Annotated in this window: 23 protein-coding genes; 18 read left to right on the top strand and 5 right to left on the bottom strand. The window is 36.8% G+C overall.

The window, feature by feature from the left end; translation table 11 throughout:
- The first annotated feature begins 33 nt into the window (after nucleotides 1-33).
- The 4 genes from B096_RS0108330 to B096_RS0108315 all read left to right on the top strand — a co-directional run bounded on the left by B096_RS0108330 (nucleotide 34) and on the right by B096_RS0108315 (nucleotide 2,575).
- Nucleotides 34-465 (top strand): N-acetyltransferase, encoded by a 432-nt coding sequence (locus tag B096_RS0108330; RefSeq protein ID WP_018580274.1) that lies wholly within the window; start codon nucleotides 34-36, stop codon nucleotides 463-465.
- 144 nt (nucleotides 466-609) lie between these two features.
- Nucleotides 610-1,032 (top strand): 50S ribosomal protein L11, encoded by a 423-nt coding sequence (rplK, locus tag B096_RS0108325; protein ID WP_018580273.1) that lies wholly within the window; start codon nucleotides 610-612, stop codon nucleotides 1,030-1,032.
- A 6-nt stretch (nucleotides 1,033-1,038) separates the two neighbouring features.
- Nucleotides 1,039-1,722, top strand: a complete 684-nt coding sequence (rplA, locus tag B096_RS0108320) for a 50S ribosomal protein L1 (protein ID WP_018580272.1) — start codon at nucleotides 1,039-1,041, stop codon at nucleotides 1,720-1,722.
- A 58-nt stretch (nucleotides 1,723-1,780) separates the two neighbouring features.
- Nucleotides 1,781-2,575 (top strand): NUDIX domain-containing protein, encoded by a 795-nt coding sequence (locus B096_RS0108315; protein WP_018580271.1) that lies wholly within the window; start codon nucleotides 1,781-1,783, stop codon nucleotides 2,573-2,575.
- Between the two features lie 572 nt (nucleotides 2,576-3,147).
- Here B096_RS0108315 and B096_RS0108310 read toward each other — a convergent pair.
- The 5 genes from B096_RS0108310 to B096_RS0108290 form a co-directional block, all read right to left on the bottom strand.
- Nucleotides 3,148-4,113: an NAD-dependent epimerase/dehydratase family protein gene (locus B096_RS0108310; RefSeq protein WP_018580270.1), complete on the bottom strand. Its 966-nt coding sequence runs from the start codon at nucleotides 4,111-4,113 to the stop codon at nucleotides 3,148-3,150.
- A gap of 96 nt (nucleotides 4,114-4,209) precedes the next feature.
- Complete coding sequence (locus B096_RS0108305; protein WP_018580269.1) at nucleotides 4,210-4,932, bottom strand: YaaA family protein; 723 nt, start codon at nucleotides 4,930-4,932, stop codon at nucleotides 4,210-4,212.
- The gene (locus B096_RS0108300) at nucleotides 4,932-5,285 is read right to left on the bottom strand and encodes an arsenate reductase family protein (RefSeq protein ID WP_018580268.1); all 354 of its coding nucleotides are present in this window, start codon (nucleotides 5,283-5,285) and stop codon (nucleotides 4,932-4,934) included. The genes B096_RS0108305 and B096_RS0108300 overlap by 1 nt, the downstream gene beginning before the upstream one ends.
- A 37-nt stretch (nucleotides 5,286-5,322) precedes the next feature.
- Nucleotides 5,323-5,835, bottom strand: coding sequence for a hypothetical protein (locus B096_RS0108295; protein WP_018580267.1), 513 nt, complete (start codon nucleotides 5,833-5,835; stop codon nucleotides 5,323-5,325).
- Nucleotides 5,836-5,905: 70 nt separating this feature from the next.
- Nucleotides 5,906-6,412 carry a transcription repressor NadR gene (locus B096_RS0108290; RefSeq protein WP_018580266.1) on the bottom strand — a complete coding sequence of 169 codons (507 nt, stop codon included), beginning with the start codon at nucleotides 6,410-6,412 and terminating at the stop codon, nucleotides 5,906-5,908.
- A gap of 134 nt (nucleotides 6,413-6,546) precedes the next feature.
- Between B096_RS0108290 and B096_RS0108285 the strand changes: the two genes are divergently transcribed.
- The 14 genes from B096_RS0108285 to prfB all read left to right on the top strand — a co-directional run bounded on the left by B096_RS0108285 (nucleotide 6,547) and on the right by prfB (nucleotide 20,563).
- Nucleotides 6,547-7,563, top strand: a complete 1,017-nt coding sequence (locus B096_RS0108285) for an LTA glycolipid anchor biosynthesis glycosyltransferase, IagA/BgsA family (protein ID WP_018580265.1) — start codon at nucleotides 6,547-6,549, stop codon at nucleotides 7,561-7,563.
- Between the two features lie 44 nt (nucleotides 7,564-7,607).
- Complete coding sequence (locus B096_RS0108280) at nucleotides 7,608-8,186, top strand: hypothetical protein (protein WP_018580264.1); 579 nt, start codon at nucleotides 7,608-7,610, stop codon at nucleotides 8,184-8,186.
- Between the two features lie 110 nt (nucleotides 8,187-8,296).
- A complete protein-coding gene (locus B096_RS0108275; RefSeq protein ID WP_018580263.1) occupies nucleotides 8,297-9,844 on the top strand; it encodes a ClC family H(+)/Cl(-) exchange transporter in 1,548 nt (515 codons plus the stop codon).
- Nucleotides 9,845-9,992: 148 nt separating this feature from the next.
- Nucleotides 9,993-11,849 (top strand): molecular chaperone HtpG, encoded by a 1,857-nt coding sequence (gene htpG, locus B096_RS0108270; protein ID WP_018580262.1) that lies wholly within the window; start codon nucleotides 9,993-9,995, stop codon nucleotides 11,847-11,849.
- A 118-nt stretch (nucleotides 11,850-11,967) separates the two neighbouring features.
- Nucleotides 11,968-12,570, top strand: coding sequence for a 3'-5' exonuclease (locus B096_RS0108265; RefSeq protein ID WP_018580261.1), 603 nt, complete (start codon nucleotides 11,968-11,970; stop codon nucleotides 12,568-12,570).
- Entirely contained in the window at nucleotides 12,571-13,122 is a 552-nt protein-coding gene (locus tag B096_RS0108260; protein ID WP_018580260.1) for a haloacid dehalogenase-like hydrolase, read from the top strand.
- A gap of 126 nt (nucleotides 13,123-13,248) precedes the next feature.
- Nucleotides 13,249-13,629 (top strand): hypothetical protein, encoded by a 381-nt coding sequence (locus B096_RS0108255; protein WP_018580259.1) that lies wholly within the window; start codon nucleotides 13,249-13,251, stop codon nucleotides 13,627-13,629.
- Nucleotides 13,626-14,069 carry an NfeD family protein gene (locus B096_RS0108250; protein ID WP_018580258.1) on the top strand — a complete coding sequence of 148 codons (444 nt, stop codon included), beginning with the start codon at nucleotides 13,626-13,628 and terminating at the stop codon, nucleotides 14,067-14,069. The genes B096_RS0108255 and B096_RS0108250 overlap by 4 nt, the downstream gene beginning before the upstream one ends.
- A 1-nt stretch (nucleotide 14,070) precedes the next feature.
- Nucleotides 14,071-14,961, top strand: coding sequence for an SPFH domain-containing protein (locus B096_RS0108245; RefSeq protein ID WP_018580257.1), 891 nt, complete (start codon nucleotides 14,071-14,073; stop codon nucleotides 14,959-14,961).
- Nucleotides 14,962-15,036: 75 nt separating this feature from the next.
- Entirely contained in the window at nucleotides 15,037-16,152 is a 1,116-nt protein-coding gene (locus B096_RS0108240; RefSeq protein WP_018580256.1) for a DEAD/DEAH box helicase, read from the top strand.
- Nucleotides 16,089-16,724 (top strand): ComF family protein, encoded by a 636-nt coding sequence (locus B096_RS0108235; RefSeq protein WP_244264590.1) that lies wholly within the window; start codon nucleotides 16,089-16,091, stop codon nucleotides 16,722-16,724. Before B096_RS0108240 ends, B096_RS0108235 begins: the two co-directional genes overlap by 64 nt.
- Nucleotides 16,725-16,810: 86 nt before the next feature.
- Nucleotides 16,811-17,008: a cold-shock protein gene (locus tag B096_RS0108230; RefSeq protein ID WP_018580254.1), complete on the top strand. Its 198-nt coding sequence runs from the start codon at nucleotides 16,811-16,813 to the stop codon at nucleotides 17,006-17,008.
- An 87-nt stretch (nucleotides 17,009-17,095) separates the two neighbouring features.
- Nucleotides 17,096-19,438 (top strand): preprotein translocase subunit SecA, encoded by a 2,343-nt coding sequence (gene secA, locus B096_RS0108225; RefSeq protein WP_018580253.1) that lies wholly within the window; start codon nucleotides 17,096-17,098, stop codon nucleotides 19,436-19,438.
- A 20-nt stretch (nucleotides 19,439-19,458) separates the two neighbouring features.
- A protein-coding gene (gene prfB, locus B096_RS0108220; protein ID WP_156813133.1) for a peptide chain release factor 2 occupies nucleotides 19,459-20,563 on the top strand; the annotation gives its coding sequence in 2 pieces (ribosomal slippage) (nucleotides 19,459-19,530 and nucleotides 19,532-20,563; 1,104 coding nt in all).
- Nucleotide 20,564 lies beyond the last annotated feature (1 nt).

The raw sequence follows: 20,564 nt of genomic DNA, 5'->3' as shown, positions 1-20,564 counted from the left end.
TAGTTAAAGCAATACCAAAGGAGGTAAGGATTAATGATACGTTATATGGAAATACCTGAGATTAATCGAGTTATGGAGATTTGGTTACAAAGTAATTTAGATGCCCATTCATTTGTGGATCCATCTTATTGGACGGATAACTATGATCTTGTGAAAGAAATGATGGAAAATGCTAATATCTACGTTTGTGAGGAAGATGGTATTATTCAAGGATTTGCGGGGGTAATGGAAGGTTACTACCTTGCGGGGATTTTTGTTGATAAGTCAATGCGAAGCAAAGGGATAGGAAAACAATTACTTGATTATTTAAAAACACGTTACGATGAATTAACGTTGGATGTATTTGATCAAAATCCAAAAGCACAATCATTTTATAAACGTGAAGGATTTACGACTGTGGAAAGTGCAAATAATGAAGAAACAGGTCATTTAGAACACACAATGGTTTGGCCGGAAAAACTCTAAACAGTGATGTTACTGATGCTTGACTTAGAAGTTTGAAAGATGTAAAATATATAAGCCTGTAAAAAGGCTTTTGTTATGTGGGAGAGTGATGCAACCATTCATTTAACCACAGCACAGACAAACACATATAAGGAGGAATGTCTCGTGAGTAAAAAAGTTGCAAGAGTAGTTAAACTACAATTCCCTGCCGGTGGCGCTAAACCAGGACCTGCATTAGCTGGTGTTGGTATTAACATGCCTCAATTCTGTACTGCGTTCAATGATCAAAGTAGAGAACGTGCAGGAGACGTTGTGCCTGTAGAAATTACAGTATTTGATGACAAATCATTTGATTTTGTCTTAAAAACAACACCTGCTGCCATCTTATTAAAGAGAGCTGCTGGAGTTAAGAGTGGATCAGCAACACCAAATTCAAACATTGTTGCTACAATCTCAGCGGATCAATTACGTGAAATCGCTGAATATAAAATGCCCGATTTAAATGCTAATAGCATCGAAGGTGCTATGAACATCGTTGCTGGTACAGCACGTAATATGGGTATTGCTATTGAAGGAATGGAGGACTAGAGTATAATGGCTAAAAAATCAAAAAACGTCGTTAAAGCTAATGAATTAGTGGATCGCTCAAAAGTTTACTCAATTTCTGAAGCAATCAAATTAGCAAAAGAAGCAAGTTTCGCAAAATTCGATGAAACAGTAGAAGTTTCATACCGTTTAAATGTTGATCCTCGTCATGCTGATCAACAAATCCGTGGTGCTATGGTATTACCTAATGGAACAGGACGTTCGCAAAAGGTATTGGTTGTAACTCAAGGCGCTAAGGAACAAGAAGCAAAAGATGCAGGAGCAGATTTTGTTGGTGGTAAAGAAATTCTTGAAGATATCCAAAAAGGATGGTTCGATTTCGACATCATCGTTGCTACACCAGATATGATGGGTGAGCTTGGTAAACTTGGTCGTGTATTAGGACCTAAAGGTTTAATGCCAAACCCTAAAACTGGAACAGTAACAATGGACATTACTAAAGCTGTTGAAGAAATCAAAAAAGGTAAAATCGAATACCGTGTTGATAAAGAATCAAACGTTAACACAATTATCGGTAAATCATCATTTACAGATGAAGCATTAGAAGAAAACTTTAACGCATTACATGACGTAATTCTCAAATCACGTCCAGCTGCTGTTAAGGGTGCTTTTATTAAAAACCTTACAATCTCAACATCAATGGGTCCTGGAATCAAAGTTTCAATCGACTAATTAATGTTAAATTAAACAAACCGGTCTCTGGCCGGTTTTTCTATATCAAGGAGTGACTATGGATTTAAATTTTAATCATGAATACTGTGTTTATGTCACAGTTCTTATACGATATAATCATAAATATATCTTCTTAAAGGATTTAAAACCAGTACAAGGAATCTTACAATATCAAGAACGAATTGAGACCTGGGCACAAAGACTTGTTTTTACAGAATTTAATAAAACAATTGAAGTGTTAGAGTTTGTTGGCTTAGGTGAAACATTTGAAACAGGTTCTTGCCATACGCATAATTTCATTCTAATCGCTGAATTAAATTCTTTTAATGAGTCGGATAATTATCACATTCTGGAACAAGAGGCTTGTCCAGCTGAATGGCTGCCAATGATTGAAGCGGATGCATTTGATTTCTATGAACAACGAACAGTTGAACCTTCGGAGTTTGAAGCAAAGGACATTTGTTATCACGTTCAGGATAATCATGAATTCGAGATCAGAATTAATGCAATTATTCAGTCTGAGAAAGGCATTCTTTTCGACCAAAATCATCATTTAATTGGTGGTCGTCAAAAATTAAACGAAACCATTTACCAAGCATTGGAACGGGAAGTAAAAGAAGAAACGTCCTATCTTGTGCTTGATTCGGAGTTTGTAGGTATCGCGGAAGATATTATTGAACTCAAAAAATATGATAAAACCGTTCACTTCATAAATATTGTGTTCGAAGTTGTGGTCGATATGTCAGAATATCCTGAATCGAATCATGAAACAAATCAATGGATTGCGGAAGATAAATTGAGTCAATTCGAGATGGAAATGACTGAAGTTAAAGAAATGTTATTGAATTTATAAATAGAACCAGAGTATGATTATAATACCTTTAAAGTTGATACTAAATAAAAAACACCTATGTTTTAAAATTTAGTCAAAACTTTAGAGGTGTTTTTTATGTCTAAACGAATCAACGTACATATAAAGATAAACTAGAAATGAGTATCTCGCTTCTAGGATTTATCATGTGTTGAATATTGTGAGACAAAGTTATTATGAATAATTTTTAGTGACACTATCGCTGAAATGATATTAGCAGAGCACAATAAACGATCTGGTTTTTATGGAACAATCCGTTTTAAGTACTACATAGAGCGAAAGTTAGGTTTAGTGTTAAACCATAAAATGATTCAAAGATACAAAACAGGTTAAATATAAAGACTCAAGCTAGAAAGAAGAGGGCTTGATATGGCAAAAGAGTCCAATAGAAAATTGGTTTTCGCAATTAAAGGAAGAATGTATTTGAATTGGATAAGGAATAACTACAAAACATCATCAATAAAGAAAATAAAAAAATACGTTCAGTGGTATGACACCGAACGTATTCAAAAAGACCTAGGATACTTAAGTTCTAACGATTATAAATCTATTTTTTACACGCAGTGTTTGAGTGTTTCACGAATTACTGCTTTCATATCTTTTTCAGGTGTAATACCCAAAACGTCCATGGTATCTTTTGGATCAAGATAAAGATCTTCTTCTTGCATTTTTTGAGATATTTCAATATGAATACCGTGTTCTTTACCTTCAGATGCCGCATGTTTATCGGCGGCAATGAAATTTTCAGCCATTGCTTCGTAAGGTACAACTTGAATTTCGGTTTCTTGTCCTAATGCTTCAACAATCATTTCAAAAAATTCTTTATATTTCATGTTTGTATCGCAAATAGCATAAGTTGTTCGATGGGTTCCATTTTCTAGGGCGCCAACAGCAGCTTCTGCTACCTGTGATGCTGTGACCATTGCCGTACCACCTTTAAGAACTGGGTAAACAGGTTGATCACGTACCATATCTACAAACATCTTCCAAAGGGGTGTACGACCTGGCATATTCCCGAAAATATAAGGGAGACGCAAGCTTGTAACGCGCATAGCCCCTTCACCTTCAGCAAATGCCACTTGTTCTTGAAGGAGTCGTGTACCAGGATAACCTTGGTTTTTTAAATTGTATTGAGGAAGTCGTTCAGCAAATTCTGAAAAGTATGAACCAAATACAACAAAACTTTTGACGCCAGCTTGTACAGCAAGTCGTGCAATACGTTGTGTTGGAAGAACGTTTGCTTGATAGAATGAACGATAGGCAGGTGCATCCGGTAACCAACGTTCATCGGCCCCAATTGCATAAATAAATCCATCTACATCAAAAAGCATGTCTACAATTTCTGCATCGCTCATTTGATTAATATCACCAAGTTGATTCTCAACTTCATCGGGGAAAATATTATCAGCTGGCATAGGCGGTAAAGATAAAGTCTTAACTTTATAATCTCGCTTTAGCAGTTCATTGACAGTGTGGAAACCAAGAAATCCGGTTCCACCAAGTACAAATATTTTTTTCATTTACGATACCTCGCTTTCCCTTACAGTGTATCACCCCAACGTGAATTGTTTGAAAAATTGGTATGAAAGTGGAATATTGGGTTATAAAAAAGAAAGTCATAGACTTTCTTTACGTGAGAATACGAATGTTGTTTCATCCGACAAGTCGGAATTAAATTCATACTGATCAAAGCAAATCTTTTTGATTTCATCAAAAGATCGAATCTGTTTTTGAATTAGAATAGAAACCATTTTTCCCCGAGCAATCTTAGCATAGGTAGATTTCGTCTTGTAGTTATCACCGATTTGTTCTTTAAAATCGATTGTAATCATAGGAACAGTAAGCTTTTTAATATCGATCATGGCACTGTACTCACTTGAAGCAAGATTTAGAATGGGCTGTTTTAATTCGTTTAAATAATTGGTAATGGGATCTTTCCATATACGGTATAAGTCTAAATCTACTTTCATCAGAAAATCCAAACGATATTGTCCTACCGCTGAATGACATCGTGATAGACCGTACAATGCGGAAAGGATGTATAAACGTTCGTTAGCTTCTTGAAAATCACGTTTCGACCACTGGTCAATATTCATATTTTTAAACGAAGAACCTTGATAAGATAAAAGAGCGGGTGTTGTCTCATTAAAATTTTGGTAATTGTTATAAACATATTCCGCAATTTTATCAGATACCTTCATTTTATTTTTAATGTCTTGTTGGCTATACTGCTGCAGTTTGGTAATGATTGATGTTTTAATAGTTGGAAAAAGAGAATCCGCGCATTGACCACTGGGATTCTCTTTTTGCGTTTTTGTGGGTGAAACAAGAATGAGCATTATTTTAAAGTCTCATACATCTCTTCGTGAAAGCCAACAAAAACCCCATGATCACCAATCAATAGAGGTCTGCGGACTAAGCGACCGGTTGTGGAAAGTAGTTCAAGAGCTTCATCATCACTCATTTCAGAAAGTTTATCTTTTAATTTCATTTCGCGATAAACAATACCGGATGTATTGAAAAAACGTTTAATGGGTAATCCACTGACTTGAAGCCATGTTTTCAATTCTTCTTTAGTCGGATTTTCTAACATCATGTCTCGGTATTCTACGTCAATGTTGTTCTCTTCGAGATACTTGAGTGCACGTTTACAAGTTGAGCATTTCGGATAATAGATAAATAATGGTTTCATAAGAACCTCCCTTTAAATATATGTTAATGATAACATATTATCGTTTTAAAGGAACGCGTTTTAAAATAGTTGTCGCAATCGTGAAATCGACAAGGCTATGAAAAAAACCACCTATGCCAACAGCTAAGAATACGACGGTAAAATAAGTGCCAGTATGCGTGACATTAGTAAGAAAAAAAGGTGTCACAGAAAGACATTCAATACTTGCGTGAAGTAACCCAATCAAAAGATTAAATGCGACAAGCGATTTTGTATTATCGATAATTTGGGGGTGTTTATGAATATAGAATGCACCAACCAATGCGAAAATACAGTGGGAAAAAGCACGAACCGCAACAATTAAAGGTGTTGATAATAAAAAACCGACACCCGTACCTAGAGCAACCGCTAGAGCAATGGGTGGCGATATAAACATCGAAATAAAGACGGGAACATGGCTAGCTAATGTATAGGAAGCGGGTGGGATAATGATTTTAGGCATAAACATGGGAATTGTAATGCCCATGGCAATGAGTAATGCAGCGATACTTAAATTACGAACAGATTTCATATTTCTCCTCCGAAGGTGTCTTGACACCTAGAGACATTGTAGAGGTAAAAGAAAAAGGTGTCAAGACACCTTAGTTACTTTGATAGAGAAAATGATGTTGTTTTAAGTCTTCGATAAGAGCGTTGTAGTCATCTTCGTCGGAGACAGCAATGCGATGAAGATGAATGCCATTGGTAAGGGAGGCAAGGAGTTCGGGTTTTTTATCCATGAATTGATCAATATCTTCGTGCGATTGGATGTTAAGTTGCCCGGTGAGCTGGCCATAAATAGGATGTTCTACGGTCACATCCAAGACTTGCGCATGATGCTTAATAAAAAGTTCTAATTCTTTTCGTGTGTCTTGGTGCTTGTGTTGCATAGCAAGGGTATAAATTTTGGAATGTTCGTCCACTTGGTTGATAATATAACCTTTGCCTGTGGCGATGATATCGTGTCCTTGAGCTCTACATAATGCGATATCTCCTACAATGATTTGTCGGGAAACACCAAATTTCCGAGCAAACTGGTTAGCGCTGATCGCCTGATGAGAGTTGCATAGTTCCGTAATAATTAATGTACGTCGTTTATCTCCGTGCATATGTAATCACCTCTTATAACTTATTGTAACGAAACATATTATAAATTGAAAGAGAAAGTATTAGACCCGTGATTCATTGACAGGTTCTCAGCACAATGATAGTCTAATAGTATTAATGATAAAGGCGGATGAACATGAAAATATTACTATATCAAAAAGGCGAAAAGGCATTTAGTAAATCGGGAATTGGTCGCGCTATGAAGCATCAAATTCGGGCTTTAACAGAAGCTAATGTAGACTTTACGACTGATATCCACGAACCGTATGACTTGGTTCATATTAATACGGTTGACCTGGCTGCCCGTGCATTTGCGCGAAAAGCACGTCGTAATGGAAAAAAAGTAGTTTACCATGCTCATTCTACAGAAGAAGATTTTCGAAATTCGTTTGTATTTTCGAATCAAATCGCCCCTCTATTTAAGAAGCATATTGTATCAAGTTATAAACTTGGAGACTTTATTCTAACACCAACACCGTATTCAAAGCGGATTCTCGAAGACTACGGCATTACGATTCCAATTGAAGATATTTCAAACGGTATTGATTTGAGTCGTTTTGACTATGACGAGAAAAAAGTAGCAGCCTATCGTGATTATTTTAAAATTCAAGAGGGTCAACGTGTTGTTGTTTCGGTGGGTCTTTATTTTGAACGTAAAGGACTTCCGGATTTTATGGAAGTAGCACGTGCCATGCCAGATGTTACCTTTATTTGGTTTGGACACACACCACTTGCAAGTGTTACTGCTAAAGTTAGAGATGCAATAAAAAATAAACCATCCAACGTAATATTACCCGGTTATATTGCTGGTGATATTATTGAAGGGGCATATATGAGTGCGGATATGTTCTTCTTTCCATCTTATGAAGAAACTGAGGGAATTGTTGTCCTTGAAGCACTTGCAGCACGATGTCAGACGCTCGTTCGTGATATTGGTGTTTATGATCCTTGGCTTATTGATGGGGAAAACTGTTATAAAGGCGATTCGAATCAAGCATTTATTCGTATTATTCGTGGATGTTTAGATAAAACAATTCCGAGCACAACGGATGCGGGGTATCATGTCGCTGAAAAACGGAGTATTGGTGCGATTGGTGAAAAACTTAAAGCCATTTATCAAAAAGTTTTAAATCAAGATAAAGAAGTAATGTAAGTTTAATTATGATTATGATACGATAATTCTAACGAGGTGAGAATATGAAACGTATTGGTATTGTATTAGTTTTATGTTTTATGTTATCGGGCTGTACGACAGCGCCAGATAAACCGGAAGTCAATCAACCTCCTGTAAATCCTTATGAGATGATTGCATTTACCCTTGGTGGGAAGGATTATAGCCTCCCGGTAGCGTATAAAACGTTGTTAGCAGATGGTTGGGAACCGACTACGGATATTGAAGAGGAACTTGCTGCGAATAGTTATACCGATGGCTACGCATTGCGTAAGGACCGCAACATTATCTGGATTTCTTTTTTCAATGATTCAGACGAAGCGAAATATTTAGAAGATACGCTCATTGCGTCTATCAGCGCAGAAAATCGAGAATCGTATTACGATGATCCTGTAGATATTAAAGTACATGGGGATATTTCGTTTGATACGCCAAAGGCTCAGATCATTGAGCAATTGGGATCTTACACGGAAGCAGAAAATGCACGATTTAAGAATTTGACGTTTGAACATAATAAAAAAGCAACAAGCGTATTCAAATTCGATATTAATTCAGATCGCATGGAGTTTATCGAAATTACAAATTACCGAAAATTAGCGCAATAGTTAGATTGAGAAATAGATGCCTTTGGGCGTCTGTTTTTTTTGTTTTTTCTTGTCTGTAAAACAACATAAGCGTATGATTATAAAGGAAAAAGTAAGGAGTTGACGTAATATTGAAGACAAAGGAAAAACAATGTGCCATAAATTGTTTTGATCAAACACGTTTAGTATTTATTGGGAAAGGTATTTTAGTTGGAATTGGTGCAGGGTTGCTTGTTAGTTTATTTCGATATCTTATCGAAGAACTTTTAGGATTTGTGAAATTAGGTTATGTTGCGCTAAGGCAAAATCCTGAGTGGTTGGGCTTATGGGTGGCTGGTTCAATCGTGATTGCAATAATTATTGGATTGATTATAAAAAAAGATCCAATGATAAAAGGGAGTGGAATACCGCAAATTGAAGGCCAATTACTTGGCATGATGGAAATGAATTGGCTTTCGGTTTTGATTCGTAAAGGAATAGCGGGCGTATTAGCGATTGGGTCGGGACTCTTTCTTGGTCGAGAAGGACCTTCAATCCAATTAGGGGCTGCAATCGGACAAGGCGTTAATCAAGGTTTTAAGGGTAATAAGATGTCGGAGAAAGTATTGGTGTCAAGTGGAGCCGGTGCGGGTCTTGCAGCAGCGTTTAACGCGCCTGTGGCGGGGTTGTTGTTTGTACTGGAAGAGGTTCACCATAATTTTTCGCCAATTGTGCTCCTTACAACGCTCGCTGCAACGACGACAGCAAATTTTGTTTCGCTATTTTTCTTTGGTCAACAGCCCATATTATCATTTGGACTGCTTGAGTATTTTGAGTTAAAGCACTATGGACTGATTGTTGGTTTGGGTCTTGTTTTAGGCGTTGCAGGTTTTATATATCAAAAGGTTGTCCTTTGGATTCCAACAATCTATGCGAAAATCACTAAAATCCCACCATATTTTTACGGTGTCATTCCATTTTTAATGGTGATTCCAATCGGTATATTTTATCCCCATCTTATTGGTGGTGGAAGTGATATCATACATATCCTGGTGGATAATCCTTTTCCAGTGACAGTTTTGATTGTTATTTTTATATTGCGATTTATTTTTTCAATGATATCTTACGGATCAGGGTTACCTGGAGGAATCTTTTTACCGATTCTTTCATTAGGTGCATTGTTGGGAGCGATTTATGGAGGGGTAGTTATTTCACTGTTTGATTTAAATCCTGCTCTTATGAAATCATTCATCGTAATAGCTATGGCGGGCTATTTCACAGCGATTGGTAAGGCACCCTTGACGGCAATTGTACTGATTACAGAAATGGTTGGGAATTTCAATCATCTCATGCCAATAGCAGTCGTGTCGTTGGTTGCATACGTTGTAGCGGATGTTTGCGGCGGAGAGCCGGTATATGAGGCAATGCTTGAACGTTTAGTAGGGGAACGGGCTCCTAATATCTCTGGAGAAAAAGAAGTTATTGAAATATGTGTTCATGTAGAGAGTCATCTTGATGGTTGTATGGTACGTGATGTACGATGGCCGCATTCCTGCTTACTTACAAGTATTAGTCGCGGAGATCATGAATTTATCCCGCATGGTGATTCTGTCATGCTTGCGGGGGATACATTAAATATCTTAACGGATATGCAGTCAAGTGCAGCAGTTCGAGAAGATTTGATAAAACATGTTTTATAAAAAGAAGTCAGCTTTCGGGTCTGACTTCTTTTTATGTTGATTAATTATGGAATTTTTAAATATAAATTTATAGAAAACCCGTTGACAAAAAACAAGAATGCGATATGATATTAGCACTTGAAGATTTAGAGTGCTAAGGAGGAATATAATGGCTCGAACAAAACAATTTAAAGCTGAATCAAAAAGGCTTTTGGATTTAATGATTAATTCGATTTATACAAATAAAGAAATATTCTTACGGGAATTGATTTCGAATGCGAGTGATGCGGAAGATAAACTATATTACAAATCACTACAAGATACTTCAATCGAAATCAATAAAGATGATTTAAAAATTGAGATTGAATTGGACGAAGAAAACCGTACACTGACGATTCATGACTATGGAATCGGTATGACAGAAAAAGAGTTAGAGACTTATTTGGGAACTATCGCAAAAAGTGATTCACATGCCTTTAAGCAAGCTTTAGAAGAAGGTAATGAAGCGGTTGATGTTATTGGACAATTTGGTGTTGGTTTCTATTCCGCATTTATGGTAAGTGATCACGTAGATGTGATTTCAAAGGCATACGGATCAGACCAAGCTTACAAATTTAGTTCGGATGGTTTAGACGGATTTAAAATTGAGGAAGCAGAACGCGAGAAACATGGTTCCACAATTATTTGTAAAATCAAAGAAAATACAGATGATGAATTTTATGAACGTTTTATTGATGAGTACACAATTAAGAATCTCATAAAAACTTATTCCGATTATATTCGTTATCCAATAGAAATGAAAGTTGAAGACAATGTTGAAGTCTTGAACTCAATGATTCCACTTTGGAAACGATCAAAGAATGATGTAACGGAAGAAGAACTCAATCAGTTCTATAAAGATAAATTCCATGATTACGATGATCCATTTAAAACAATCCAAATGAAAGTTGAAGGAAATCCTTCGTTTGATGCATTACTTTTCATTCCAAAACATGTTCCAATGGATTTCTATTCTCAATCCTTTGAACCGGGATTACAACTTTACAGTCGTGGGGTATTTATTATGGACCATAATAAAGCGCTTATTCCTGAGGAATTCCGCTTTGTTCGTGGACTTGTAGACTCACCAGATTTAAGTTTGAATATCTCGCGTGAAATCTTGCAACATGATCGTCAACTTGCTGCAATATCAAAACGTATCGAACGTAAAATAAAGAGTGAATTGGAACTTATGATGCGTAATGAGCGTGAGAACTATGAAACATTCTGGTCGAATTTTGGTCTGTCGCTTAAGTATGGTATTTACACTTCCTACGGCGCTAAGAGTGATACATTAAAAGATCTTATTCTTTTTAGAAGTTCTCATGGGGATGACCTTGTTTCATTCAAAGAATATTGTGAGCGTATGAAAGAAGATCAAGAAGAAATCTACTATGTTTCTGGAGAAAATGAAACAAAATGTGCACATCTTCCACAAACGGAATTTGTCGTTTCAAAAGGTTTTGAAGTGCTCTACTTTACGGATGAGATTGATGAGTTCGCAATTCAAATGCTTCGTGAATATGATGGCAAAGCCTTTAAGTCAATTAACCAAGGTGATTTAGATTTGGTTGATGATGAAACAAAACAAGCCATTGAAGCAAAAAAAGAAGCCAATAAGGATTTAATTGAAGCAATTAAAGAAGCGCTCAAAGATGAAGTCGATGACGTTACATTATCAACACGTTTGGTAAACCATCCCGTATGTCTTGTCAGCGAAGATGGCGTTTCATTTGAAATGGAGAAAGTCTTGAATGCAATCCCTGATCAAGGGGAGTCGGTTAAGGCAAAACGTATCCTTGAAATCAATCCGGATCATGCATTGTTAGAAGCATTGGGGACAGTGTATCAAAACAAACCAGAAGAACTTGCAAGTTTCGCAACAATTCTTTATGATCAAGCTTGTTTGATTGAGGGACTTCCAATTAAAGATCCAGTAACATTCTCGAAACGAGTTGCTGATCTGATGGTAGCTTCTGCTAAATAAATATAAGACCCCTACCCCGATTGTGTAGGGGTCTTATGTTCTTAAGAACCTTCATAATAAAAATTCGGAGGTTTAGACTCGTTTGTGCTACAATAGATTTAGAAAAAGAGGGTTTGTAATGCGAAGTGTAGGAGAAAATCTACTGAAGTTTGTTCCTAATTTTACCGTGATTGATTTAGAAACAACAGGACGTAGTAATAAATTTGAGGATGTAACTGAATTGAGTGCTATCAAGTATCGAAACTATAAACAAGTCGATGCATTTTCAACCTTAGTAAAGCCGAATAATTCAATTCTTCCATTTGTTGTGGAGCTAACAGGAATTACGGAAGAAATGGTTGCTGATGCACCTAAGATAGAAGATGTGATTGAAGCGTTCGTCCAGTTTATCGATTCGGATATCATTTTAGGACACAATGTTATGTTTGACTTTGGTCTCGTTTATGATGCTTATTTTGCAACAACCGGACTTCGTATGCACAACGATTATGTCGACACCCTTCGTGTTTCAAGACTCTTGAATAAAGACTCGAAAAATCATAAACTCGAAACTTTGTGTAAATATTTTAATGTTGAACGATTAGTTGGACATCGCGGTTCAGAAGACTGTATACAAACCGCACAGGTTTACATTAAGATGAAAGATAAATATAAGGCTTTAAAACAACAACATCAAGAAAAACCGCCTAAGGTGTACCCGGTGGAGAAGGGAGGGGAGTAGATGAATGTATATGATTTTGACAAAACAATCTATGACGGGGATAGCTCGATGGATTTTTATAAGTTTAATCTTAAAAAAGATAAAAGTTTGATCAAATTTTGGCCACGGCAAATTAAAGCAGCGCTGGATTATAAGCGTGGTAGAATTGATAAAACAGAAATGAAGACTGTTTTTTATGAATACTTTACAGCAATCCCAGATATGCAGGAACGTGTTTCAGCTTTTTGGAAGGAACATAAAAGCAAAATAAAACCTTGGTACCTCCAACAAAAACGTGATGATGACCTTATTATTTCGGCTTCACCAGAATTTATGTTAGCACCGATTTGTGATGAGTTAGGAATTCAATTAATTGGATCAGTCGTTGATCCTCATACAGGACAGAATCTCAAACACAATTGTTGGGGAGCTGAGAAGGTCGTTCGTATGGAAGAGTATTATGATTTAGGACTAATGGAAGAATTTTATTCTGACTCTTATTCCGATGATCCGCTTGCTCAATTTGCTGAACGGGCTTATTTAGTAGATGGGGATAGTCGAACACCATGGTAAATAAAACAAAAACTGATTAACTTCGTCCGGAGGTTAATCATTTTTTTACTTTTATAAAAAATAAATCGTGAAAATATTGAAAAAAGTGAAATAAGTGGTATAATTTGAAAAGTAAAGGAGGTCGCTATGTTTGAATGGGTAACAGGAAATGCACAACTTCAAGTTGTGACGTTAACTGAAAAAAGTTTAACATTAAATCAAAATGCATCTGCTCACTTTAAAGACAGCCAGTATGTTTTGGTTGGTTTTTCAAAGGAAGGGCATGTAGGAATTAAGCCAGTTACAAAACGCGATCTTGAATTAAATGTATATCCAGTTGAAAATCTACATAAAATTTCAATTGGTAAAGGATATGCAAAAGTTAATAATAAGGCGTTGTGTGATTTAATTTCTGCGAAAGTTGGTAAAAACTTAAATGGTCAGAAGGTAATTGCGAATTATGACAAAAAGGAACATGTTTTAACATTTGACTTGTCGTCACTAAATGAAGAGGGAGTGATACTATGACATTAACTATGGATTGGGTATGGCTTATTGTTTGTTTAGGGATGTTGGTGCTTGAAGTAATCACAGTTGGAAATTTAGTTTCACTTTGGTTTTCATTTGGTGCGCTCGCTGCACTTGGTACAACATTTTTAACAGATAGTGTGGCGGTACAATTAGCGGTCTTCGCGATCGTAAGTGTTGCAGCATTAATTATGATACGACCAATGACTAAAAATCTGTTGCGTGGAAATGTTGTTTCGACCAACGCAGATCGTTTAATTGGCCGTCAGTTTATTTTAAATGAATCAATTAATCAAGATTCATGGGGAAAAATTAAAGTCCATGGCGAGGAATGGTCGGCAACTACAGCTGATCAATCATCAATTCCAGCACAAACACGTGTTGAAGTTATTGCCATTGAAGGTGTAAAATTAATTGTGAAAAGTGTAGAGGAGGCTTAATATGCCAGGAATCATTTTATTTTTAGTAATTTTAGCTTTGGTATTAATCATCGTAGGATACTGTATTCGAGTTATACCACAATCCAATGCTTATGTGGTTGAGCGTTTGGGTGCTTACAGTCACACACTCGACAAAGGAATGCATTTAATTCTTCCGTTTGTTGATCGTGTTGCGAATAAGGTTTCATTAAAGGAACGTGTTCAAGATTTCGCACCACAACCCGTTATCACCAAAGATAATGTAACAATGCAAATTGATACAGTAGTATATTTCCAAATTACAGATCCTGTATTATATACATATGGAATTCATAATCCAATTAATGCAATTGAAAATCTAACGGCTACTACATTACGTAATATCATTGGAGATTTGGAATTAGACCAAACGCTTACATCCCGTGATATTATTAATTCCAAAATGCGTGCCATTTTAGATGAAGCGACAGATCCTTGGGGTATTCGTGTTCAACGTGTTGAAGTTAAAAATATTATTCCACCTCGTGATATTCAGGAAGCGATGGAAAAACAAATGCGTGCTGAACGTGAACGACGTGAATCAATTTTACGTGCTGAAGGTGAAAAACGCTCCGCAATTCTAATTGCCGAAGGGGAGAAAGAATCAACAGTGCTACGTGCTCAAGCGCACAAGGAAGCGATGATTACAGAAGCAGAAGGGGAAGCGCAAGCAATGGAACGTGTATTTGATGCACAATCGAAAGGTGCTCAATTGCTAGCTACTATTGATCCAGATAGTGCTTACCTAAAACTGAAGAGTTTTGAGGCATTTGAGAAAGCAGCTAATGGTCAAGCAACCAAGATTATTGTTCCTTCCGACTTACAAAATCTTGCAGCTGTTCTTGCTTCGGGAAAAGAAATTATCTCAAAATAATTATAACCACTCTGTGAGTGGTTTTTTTTATAGGGAATGCAGGTGCGCCGGTTTAGTTATTATTGGGTGATGTCGATGATTTGTCAGCGATGTGGTTTTTCATTAAAAGAGAATGTCTGTCGAAAATGTTTGTTTTATCGTCAATTCTTAACAGAAGTAGAGGGTCTCTCGGTTGTCGATAAGGGCGAGATAGCTAAATTACCATTTCGTTTGACTACGTATCAACAAGATGTTTCAAAAACATTATGCTTGCTCGCGAAGGAACACGATATTTTTTTAGAAGCGGTTTGTGGTGCTGGAAAGACAGAAATTTGTATTCCCCTTATAGAGCAGACGTTACGATGTGGACAGTGTGTGTGTTGGGCTGTCCCACGTCGAGAGATTGTATTGGAATTACACCAACGATTTCAAAATTATTTCCCGAATTTTAAAATAACTTGTGTATGTGGAGGGCAAACAGACGATTTAATTGCTCCCTTCATTGTTTGTACGACGCACCAATTGTACCGATATGAAAAGCAATTTGATTTACTAATACTTGATGAACCAGACGCTTTTCCTTTTGCAAATAATGAATCACTTTTGCGTTTTGTTTCGTGGGCAGCTAAAGGACGTAGAATTTACCTTAGTGCTACACGCGATTCATATCTTGAATCTTTACAAAAACAAAATCTTGTAAAGCATCTTTATGCATCGTTACGCCCCAGTGGACGATTGCTGCCTGTACCAATTTACATTCAAACATTTTTTCCATTAGTACGGATGTTGTTTGATTTCTATAAATCCCGTTATGATTACCTTTTGATTTTTGTTCCAACACGTAAGTGTGCTCAATTTCTAGCGAATTTTTTAAGATGTCCTTTTATTACTTCGGAATCTGAGCAACGATGCATGATCTTAGAACGGTTTCGAAATCATGGTGGAACGCTTGTTTGTACAACTATTTTAGAACGGGGAGTTACATTTAAAAAGTGTAATGTATATGTACTCTATGCAGATCACCCTGTATTCTCCACAGCAACACTGGTGCAAATTGCAGGTCGAGTTGAACGTGGGATGAATCCGGAGAAAGGAGTTTGTAAATGTTTTTTTCGAGAGCGTACGAAATCTTTAAGCAAATGCATGACATGCATCATGGAGGCAAACAATCATGCGATATCTGTTTTGAAGAGATTGAAACAAAACCATTAATTGACGCTATGGTGTATCCTAAAAACAATCAATTGTGTGACGTATGCAGTAAACGCTTAAAACCAAAACGATTTTATCGACATGACTTATCCATTCAGACGTGTGTTCTTTATGATTACCAAGGATTTATACGCCAATTAATTTTGCGTTACAAAGTTTATGGAGATCGTTATCTTGAACGATATTTATTCACGTACCACCGATATTGGATTCGATATTATTACCGAAAATTTATGTTTGTTGTATCACCATCACACGCTTGTACAACTAATAGTAGTAAAGAAAACCATCTTGATTTTTTGTTGAGAAATATTGGATTGAAACGAAGTGCGATTGAATTTGATAATTGGGCACCCCAAAAGCAAGCGAATCTTAGCGCCGCGGATCGAAGTCGTATTCGAGAACATATAAAGATTCGAAATATACCGGCTAATGTTTACGACCGAATTTTAATCATCGACGACATTGTAACAACAGGAAATACCTTGGAGGCAATCGCAAACCAACTAAGACCTTATGCAAACCATGTTGAAGCGCTGTGCCTAGCTGGATCACGTCCAAACTTAAAGTAAGCGATTTCACTTGCCTTTTAAGTACCCCTATCGTATAATTTTATTGAAATTAAAGCACATGAATACGCTTAGAAAGGGTTAATAAAATGAAGGGGAAAGTAAAAACATTTAACAAAAATAAAGGGTTTGGATTTATTACGGCGGAGGACGGACAAGACATATTCTTTCACTACACTCACCTCATAATGGAGGGGTTTAAAACAATCGAAGAGGGTACGGAAGTAGAATTTGAACTTGTGGAATCTGATCGTGGTTTACAAGCACATAATATTGTGAGAATCTAGAGTCGAAAAGTTGGTGATGCCAACTTTTTTAGTTATGTATTCTGAAATCGTTATGTGTTACAATAAAATGGAATGGAGGCTTGAATTATGGCTGGATTTTTAAGTAATCTTTTTAGTGGTGATCGTAAAATTTTAAGTGAAATTGAAAAGATCGCACACGAGATTGATGCGTTGGCAGATGAGACACGTGCTCTATCTGATGAAGCGTTAAAAGAAAAAACTAATGAATTTAAAAACCGTATTGCTCAAGGGGAGACTTTAGATGATCTTCTTGTAGAGGCTTACGCTGTTGCGCGTGAGGCTGCATATCGAGTTATTGGTGAATTTCCATATGTCGTTCAGCTCATGGGGGCTATTATTCTGCACCGCGGTGATATTGCGGAAATGAAAACAGGTGAAGGTAAAACTTTAACTGCAATTATGCCTACCTACTTAAACGCTCTTGAAGGTAAAGGCGTTCACGTTATTACAGTGAACGAATACCTTGCTCAGCGTGATGCTGAATGGATGGGAGAAATCCATCGATTTTTAGGTCTTACAGTCGGTATAAACGTTCGTGCATTATCACCTTCAGGTAAGCGCGAAGTATATGAATGTGATATTACATATACAACAAACTCAGAAGTTGGGTTTGATTACTTACGAGATAACATGGTTACGAAAATAGAACAACGTGTTTTACGTCCGTTAAACTATGCTCTTGTAGATGAGGTTGACTCAATTCTTATTGATGAATCTCGTACACCTTTGATTATCTCAGGTGGCGCTCGTGAAGGTGCAAAACTTTATGAAAGCAGCGATAAATTTGCGAAAAAATTAGCGGAAGGTGCTGACTATGTTATTGATGTTAAATCAAAAACAGTTCAACTCACTGAAGCTGGTGTTGAAAAAGCAGAACGCGCATTCAAGGTTAATAACCTTTATGATTTAGAGAATACATCGCTTGTGCATCATATTAATAATGCTTTAAAGGCAAACTATATTATGCTTAATGACATTGAGTATGTTGTACAAAATAATGAAGTAATTATTGTTGACCAATTTACCGGTCGCTTAATGGAAGGACGTGAGTATTCTGACGGTCTTCACCAAGCGTTGTGTGCCAAAGAAGGTGTCACAATTAAACAAGAAACGGTAACACTTGCTACAGTAACGTACCAAAACTTTTTCCGCCTTTACAATAAACTATCCGGGATGACGGGTACTGCAAAAACTGAAGAAGAAGAATTCTTAGAAATTTATAACATGCGTGTTTTAGAAGTTCCAACTAATCGCCCAATTGCTCGTGAAGACTTGCCTGATTTGGTTTATGGAACAAAAAAAGCGAAATTTGAAGCTTTAATTGAAACCGTACGTGAATTAAATGAAAAAGGGCAACCAGTGCTTGTAGGTACTGTTGCTGTTGAAACATCGGAATACTTAAGTATGATGATGAAACAACGAAAGATTAAGCACGAAGTCTTGAATGCTAAAAACCATGCTCGAGAAGCTCAGATTATCGAAAAGGCAGGCCGTAAGGGCTCTGTCACAATTGCGACTAATATGGCTGGACGTGGTACGGATATCAAACTTGATGAAGAATCAAGATCACTTGGTGGACTTGCTGTATTAGGGAGTGAACGCCATGAGTCACGTCGTATTGATAACCAATTACGAGGACGTTCTGGTCGACAAGGTGATCCTGGGATGTCACGATTCTTTGTATCATTTGAAGATGATTTGATGTTACGTCATGGAAGTGAGCGTTTCGAAAATGTCTACAGTCAACTTGGAGATGTTGCAATTGAAAATAAAGTTATTACGAAACAAATTAGCGCAGCACAACGCCGTGTTGAAGGCGTTAACTTTGATATTCGTAAAACACTACTTGACTATGATGATGTTCTACGTCAACAACGTGAGATTATTTATGATCAACGTAACTATGTCTTAGAAAATGAAGATGTTCATGGAATTATTTGTGAAATGTACAAACGTGTTGTTTCGGATACAATTGCATCTTATACAAACCATGAATCTCGTGATTTAGAAATTGATAAAGCGGGCTTAGTTGAAGCGTTGGACAAATTGGGATTGGTCGACGATACATTTACAGTTTCTTCGATTGAAGGTAAATCACAAGAAGAAATTCAAACGATTATTACTGATGCCGCGTGGACGAAGTACGAAACAAAAATTGCGGATGTTAAGGATCAATTTACACGAGTAGAAAAAGAAGTTGTCTTGAACATGATTGACCGTTCATGGGTTGATCATATTGATGCAATGAGTAAATTAAGAGAAGGAATCCATTTACGTTCTTATGCGCAAGATAAACCACTTCAAGCATATGTAAATGAAGGTTTCGAAATGTTTGAAGAAATGTTAGGTCAAATTGCACAAGACATTGTGATGTTCTGTGTAAATGTGAAAATAGAATATAGACAATAAAAAATAGATAGGGTGATACGATGGAATTATTTGAAATAGCACAGATTGTTGATACAACAACAACTGATTTGAAAGCACTTGGTGATTCACTTTGACTTGGCTCAAAAAGAAGCTCAAATCAAAGAACTAGAAGCCGAAATGGTTGTGGATGGTTTTTGGGATGACCATCGACACAGTTCACAACATATTCAAAAGCTGAATCAATTAAAAAAAGTCGTTGAGACTCATCATGATTTGCTAGAAAGATTAGAATCGTGTTCTGATAGTATTATGCTGCTAAAAGAAGAGTCAGATGAAGAATTTCAAGCATCTCTTGAATCTGAAGTAAAAGATATTCAAAAAGAAATGGAATCGTATTCAGTTCTTGTGCTTTTAAGCCACGATTATGATCAAAAAAATGCGATTGTCGAGATTCATCCCGGCGCTGGAGGAACAGAAAGTCAAGATTTTGCGGAAATGCTTTATCGTATGTATACACGATGGGCGCAAGATCATGGTTATAAAATCAGTGTGTTGAACTATCTGGACGGAGATGAGGCTGGACTGAAGTCTGTTTCATTCTCTGTATCAGGTATGTTTGCATATGGATATCTCAAAGCAGAAAAAGGGGTTCATAGACTTGTACGAATTAGTCCATTTGATTCATCTGGGCGTCGTCATACGTCATTTGCCTCTGTGGATGTAGCACCAGAATTTGATGACAGCATTGAAATAACAATTCTACCTGAGGACATCGATGTGGACACAATGCGTGCCACTGGCGCTGGAGGTCAACACGTCAATAAGACCGACTCTGCAGTTCGTATAACACATAAAAAAACGGGCATTGTGGTTACATGTCAAGCAGGTCGAAGCCAACTTCAAAATAGAGAAGAAGCGCTCATGATGTTAAAGAGTAAATTGTATCAACGCGAGATTGAAGAAAAACAAGCGCAGCTCGCTGCAATAAAAGGAGAACACAAACTTATTGAGTGGGGTTCACAAATACGCTCTTATGTTGCTCATCCTTACACAATGGTTAAAGATCATCGTACCAAACATGAAACAAGCCAATATGGTGATGTTTTAGATGGGGACATTGATGATTTTATTGAAGCATTTCTAAAAATGAATGTAGGAGTATAAA

The sequence above is a fragment of the Erysipelothrix tonsillarum DSM 14972 genome (genome assembly GCF_000373785.1).
GTDB lineage: Bacteria > Bacillota_I > Bacilli_A > Erysipelotrichales > Erysipelotrichaceae > Erysipelothrix > Erysipelothrix tonsillarum.
Note: the sequence above shows the minus strand (reverse complement) of the source record. Positions and strands in the feature narration are given on the sequence as shown.